Origin of the sequence: Yoonia sp. (assembly GCF_046498525.1) — a bacterium.
GTDB lineage: Bacteria > Pseudomonadota > Alphaproteobacteria > Rhodobacterales > Rhodobacteraceae > Yoonia.
In genome coordinates, this window is sequence record NZ_JAWOAN010000077.1 from 1 (window position 1) to 4,770 (window position 4,770).

Consider the following 4,770-nt stretch of genomic DNA (forward strand, 5'->3'; position numbering starts at 1 on the left):
ACCTACGGCTGGGGCTATACGCTTTATTACGCCACGAACTTCATCTTTACGGGGCTTGCGGTATCTATCGCGTTCCAAGCGCGCCTTTTCAATATCGGTGGCGAAGGGCAGGCGTTGATCGGCGGCTTGGGTGTTGCCGTCATCTGTCTGTTCATTCCATGGCCTCATTGGACATTGGCATTGCTGGGCGCGGCCATAGGTGCCGCCGTCTTTGGCGCGGCATGGGCCGCGATCCCTGCGTTCCTGCAAGCCAAGCGCGGGAGCCACATCGTGATCACGACGATCATGTTCAACTTCATCGCGGCGGCCGTGCTGAACTATTTCCTGATCGGCGCGCTGAAGGCCCCCGGCATGGAACCCGCAACACCCAAATTCCCCGAAGCGACGCATCTGCCATCGTTTCAGGACATGTTCAACTTCGGTGAAACCACCTTCTTCCGTGGCGCACCGGCCAATGTCACGTTCTTTGTCGGACTGGCCGCATGTGTCGCGCTTTGGGCGTTGATCTGGAAAACACGGCTGGGCTATGAAATCCGGTCCTTCGGACATTCGGAATCCGCGGCCAAATACGCGGGCATCAGCCCGACCAAAATCATCATGGTCACCATGCTCATCTCAGGCGGTCTTGCCGGCATGATGGCCATCAACAACGTACAGGGCGAGGCTGAACGACTGGTCCTGAACGCAGTGGAGGGGGCGGGCTTTATCGGCATCGCCGTCGCACTGATGGGGCGCAGCCATCCTTTCGGGGTGTTGCTGGCGGCCCTTCTTTTCGGCTTTCTATATCAAGGCGGCGCAGAACTCGCCCTATGGACGTCGATCCCCCGTGAGTTGATCATCGTAATACAGGCATTGGTGATCCTCTTTACGGGCGCACTGGACAATATGGTGCGCATGCCGCTCGAGCGGCTATTTCTAGCAATGAGGAGAGCAAGAAATGATGGCAGGACAGTTTAAAGTGGGTGTCGATGACGACACCGGCGCGGATCTGGGCTTTGTGCTCAGTTGTCTGGCACTTGGAATGATCACGATGGAAGAGCTGCACCAATGGGTGCACCATGTGATCGATCAGGCCCCGGCGGGCGATGTACCACCGCACCTTGTGGCGCTGCTGGCGCTGCAAAAACCCACAAGCGTGCTGATGCCCGCTGAAAACGTGATGCCTCGGGTCCCCCATGACCCGTTCATCACGGATGAGCGGTTTGACGCGATGCTGGGTTTGCAGTTTTTTCTACGCAATGATCGGACCCAAGCAGTCGATATCACCCAGGAAGAGGCCGAAGCCGCCCTCAACCGCAATCCAGAGGTCGCGGACCGTTTCTTTACCCTGTTCCCGTTCCTGATGGAGAAAGCCGCCTAAATGGACTTCGCGACCCTTTTGCAGATGCTGGACGCCACGTTGCGTCTGGCGACCCCGCTTCTTCTGGCCTGTCTTGCAGGCCTCTTTTCCGAGCGGGCCGGTATCTTTGATATCGGGCTTGAGGGTAAGATGCTGGCTGCGGCCTTTCTTTCCGCCGCAATTGCCGCTGTGACGGGTAATGTGTGGCTGGGGCTTTTGGCGGGGATCGGCGCGTCGTTGATCCTGTCTGCCGTACACGGGCTGGCCTCGATCACGTTTCGCGGCAATCAGCTCATTTCCGGTGTGGCAATCAACTTTCTTGCGGCGGGATTGACCGTTGTTGTCGCCCAAAGCTGGTTCGCCCAGGGCGGGCGGACACCGCAACTGGCAGGCGGAGCGCGGTTCAATCCCATTGAGCTTCCCTTTGCCGAAGCGCTGCAAAACGTACCGATCCTTGGGCCGATTTACTACGAACTCATCTCGGGCCATACGATCCTTGTCTATGTGGCGCTTCTGATGGTGCCGCTGACATGGTGGATATTATTCCGCACACGCTTTGGCCTGCGCCTGCGGGCCGTGGGGGAAAACCCCGCTGCGGTCGATACGGCGGGTGTTTCCGTTATCGGGCTGCGCTTTGCCGCTGTCGGCATCTGCGGCGTACTTTGTGGTATTGCGGGCGCTTACCTCGCGACCGCGCTGCAAGCGGGCTTTGTCAAAGACATGAGCGCCGGACGCGGCTATATCGCACTGGCTGCCCTGATCTTTGCGAAATGGCGTCCTTGGTACGCGCTTTATGCGTGCCTGCTGTTTGGCTTCCTGCAAGCCATGTCACTGCGTCCCGATGTGATCGAAGGGGCCATCGGTTTTCAGGTGAACGGTCAACTGCTTGATGTGCTGCCCTACATCCTGACCGTCGTTATTCTGGCAGGCTTCGTTGGCAGGGCGATCCCGCCACGCGCTGGAGGCGCACCATATGTCAAAGAACGCTGAAGATCTTGCAAAGCAGATCAAGGATGTCGCGGGTGATGAACCGGTCCGTGTCGGTTTGATCCTCGGGTCCGGCCTTGGCCATATCGCCAATGAAGTCGATGGGGTCGCGATCCCTTACGGCGATCTTGACGGATTTCCACATGCCGGTGTTTCCGGCCACAACCCGAACCTCGTCGTTGGCGATCTTGAAGGTGTGCGTGTCGCGGTCTTTGGCGGCCGCGCACATTACTACGAAAGCGGGCGTGGCGATGCGATGCGTCTGCCGCTTGAGGTGCTCAGGGCGCTTGGTGCGGACACCATGATCGCAACCAACGCCGCAGGATCGATGCGGCCGGATATGCCGACAGGGTCGATCATGTGTCTGTCGGATCACATCAACTTTTCGGGCCTCAACCCGCTGATCGGTGAACCCACCGACGCGCGCTTTGTCCCCATGAAGGACGCCTACGACCCGCAAATCCGCAAAGCATTGCGCGCTGCGGCAGAGGCGTCGGACGTTGAAATGGCCGACGGCGTCTATGCCTGGTACTCCGGCCCCTCGTTCGAGACCCCGGCAGAGATCAAAGCCATCGCGATGTTGGGTGCGGATGCCGTTGGTATGTCCACGGTTCCCGAGGTGATCCTCGCGCGTTTCCTTGGCCTCAAGGTCGCTGCCATCTCGACCATAACCAACATGGCAGCAGGAATGAGTAACGAGTCGATCAGCCACGAACACACCAAAGCAATGGCGCCAATCGGTGCTGCAAAGCTGGAAAAAGTGCTGCGCGGTTATTTGCGATCGGCTTCTTAAGTCCAATGCACTCGCAACAATAAGTCCACACGACAGAATTGCTGCATTTGCAGCATAATTTGCCTCACACCATTTGACATGCGGGCCGTATAGGTTTTTTGTTACGCGCAGCGGCACAAGCGCTCGGAACAGCTCATGCAGATTTACCTCCCCATCGCCGAAGTCTCGGTGAACATTTTCCTTTTGTTGGGACTGGGCGGAATCGTGGGTGTTCTGTCGGGCATGTTTGGCGTCGGTGGCGGGTTTCTGATGACGCCGCTTTTGTTCTTTATCGGCATCCCTCCGGCGGTTGCGGTTGCGACCGAGGCAAACCAAATTGTCGCCTCGTCATTTTCCGGCGTCCTCGCCCATCTGAAACGAAAAACCGTCGATCTCAGGATGGGCACGGTGCTCCTGTTAGGCGGCTTGGTCGGCTCCGGCCTCGGCATTATTCTGTTCAACTATCTCAAGGCGCTTGGTCAGGTCGAACTACTGGTCCAGCTTTGCTATGTCGTGTTCCTCGGCATGATTGGCTCACTGATGTTCGTCGAGAGCCTCAAAGCGATCCGTAATGCATCGAAACCCGGTGGCAGGGCGCCAAAGCGGCGCAAGCACAACTGGATACACAACCTGCCCTTCAAAATGAAGTTCAGGGTCTCCGGTCTCTATATCTCGGTGATTCCACCTGTTTTCGTTGGTGTCCTCGTGGGTGTTCTGGCGGCTATCATGGGCGTTGGCGGCGGGTTTATCATGGTACCTGCAATGATCTATCTGCTTGGTATGCCGACCAAGGTGGTTGTCGGAACGTCCTTGTTCCAGATTATCTTTGTAACTGCGTTCACCACCATGCTGCATGCGACAACCAACTTTACAGTCGACGTCGTCCTGGCTGTGTTGCTGCTTGTGGGCGGTGTTATCGGGGCGCAAATCGGCACACGGATCGGTGTCAAAATGAAAGCCGAACAGTTGCGCATCTGGCTGGCTATCATGGTGCTCGCAGTTTGCGGAAAACTGGCCTTTGATCTTCTTGTGATGCCGTCAGAGCTTTATTCGCTCGGCACAGGGGGCCACTGATGATCCGCTTTGTCGCACTCTTCCTGTTGCTTGCCATGCCGGCCAAAGCCGAAGAAATCGTACTAGGCCTGAGCCGTGACGAAGTGTCGATCACGGCGACCTTCGAAGGCTCCGAAATCCTGATTTTTGGCGCCATCAAGCGCGATAGACCTGTCGAAAACGAGGGTGATCTCGGTGTCATTGTAACGATCGCGGGACCGGATAAACCGGTGACCGTCCGCAAGAAAGACCGCCGTGTGGGTATCTGGGTCAACACAGAAGCGGTCGAGGTCGATTTGGCCCCCAGTTTCTATGCAGTCGCATCGAACCGACCGCTCGAAGAAATCCTGACCTTCACGGAAGACCTTAATACACGCGTCAGCACACAGCGCGCCATCCGCTCTGTCGGGGCCACTGTGGAGAGTGCAGAGCGCTTTACAGAGGCACTGATCCGGATTCGGTCTTCACAGGGGCTTTATCAGACGCTGCCCACGGGCGTATTAGTTCAGGAAGAGGCGCTGTTCCGGACCCTTATACCGCTACCGGCGAACCTGACCGAAGGCGACTACAAGGCAGAGATTTACCTGACACGCGGACGCCAGATCGTTGACTTCTATGT

General features: G+C 57.5%; 6 protein-coding genes. All 6 read left to right on the plus strand.

Features of this window, described 5'->3' with window-relative positions; all coding sequences use genetic code 11:
• The coding region (locus R6T97_RS05030; protein WP_410348207.1) for an ABC transporter permease at positions 1 to 957 on the plus strand (957 nt) is incomplete at its 5' end.
• Entirely contained in the window at positions 938 to 1,360 is a 423-nt protein-coding gene (locus tag R6T97_RS05035; RefSeq protein WP_410348208.1) for a hypothetical protein, read from the plus strand. The genes R6T97_RS05030 and R6T97_RS05035, both read left to right, overlap by 20 nt.
• On the plus strand, positions 1,361 to 2,329 hold the full coding sequence (locus R6T97_RS05040; protein WP_410348209.1) for an ABC transporter permease: 969 nt from the start codon (positions 1,361 to 1,363) through the stop codon (positions 2,327 to 2,329).
• The gene (locus R6T97_RS05045; RefSeq protein ID WP_410348210.1) at positions 2,313 to 3,119 is read left to right on the plus strand and encodes a purine-nucleoside phosphorylase; all 807 of its coding nucleotides are present in this window, start codon (positions 2,313 to 2,315) and stop codon (positions 3,117 to 3,119) included. The genes R6T97_RS05040 and R6T97_RS05045 overlap by 17 nt, the downstream gene beginning before the upstream one ends.
• A gap of 135 nt (positions 3,120 to 3,254) precedes the next feature.
• Positions 3,255 to 4,172 carry a sulfite exporter TauE/SafE family protein gene (locus R6T97_RS05050; protein ID WP_410348211.1) on the plus strand — a complete coding sequence of 306 codons (918 nt, stop codon included), beginning with the start codon at positions 3,255 to 3,257 and terminating at the stop codon, positions 4,170 to 4,172.
• Positions 4,172 to 4,770: TIGR02186 family protein (locus tag R6T97_RS05055; RefSeq protein WP_410348212.1), on the plus strand; the 599-nt coding region annotated here is incomplete at its 3' end. The genes R6T97_RS05050 and R6T97_RS05055, both read left to right, overlap by 1 nt.

Coding starts and splice junctions, on each gene's coding strand:
- R6T97_RS05035 (WP_410348208.1), top strand. CDS start 938: ATGATGGCAGGACAGTTTAAAGTGGGTGTCGATGACGACACCGGCGCG.
- R6T97_RS05040 (WP_410348209.1), top strand. CDS start 1,361: ATGGACTTCGCGACCCTTTTGCAGATGCTGGACGCCACGTTGCGTCTG.
- R6T97_RS05045 (WP_410348210.1), top strand. CDS start 2,313: ATGTCAAAGAACGCTGAAGATCTTGCAAAGCAGATCAAGGATGTCGCG.
- R6T97_RS05050 (WP_410348211.1), top strand. CDS start 3,255: ATGCAGATTTACCTCCCCATCGCCGAAGTCTCGGTGAACATTTTCCTT.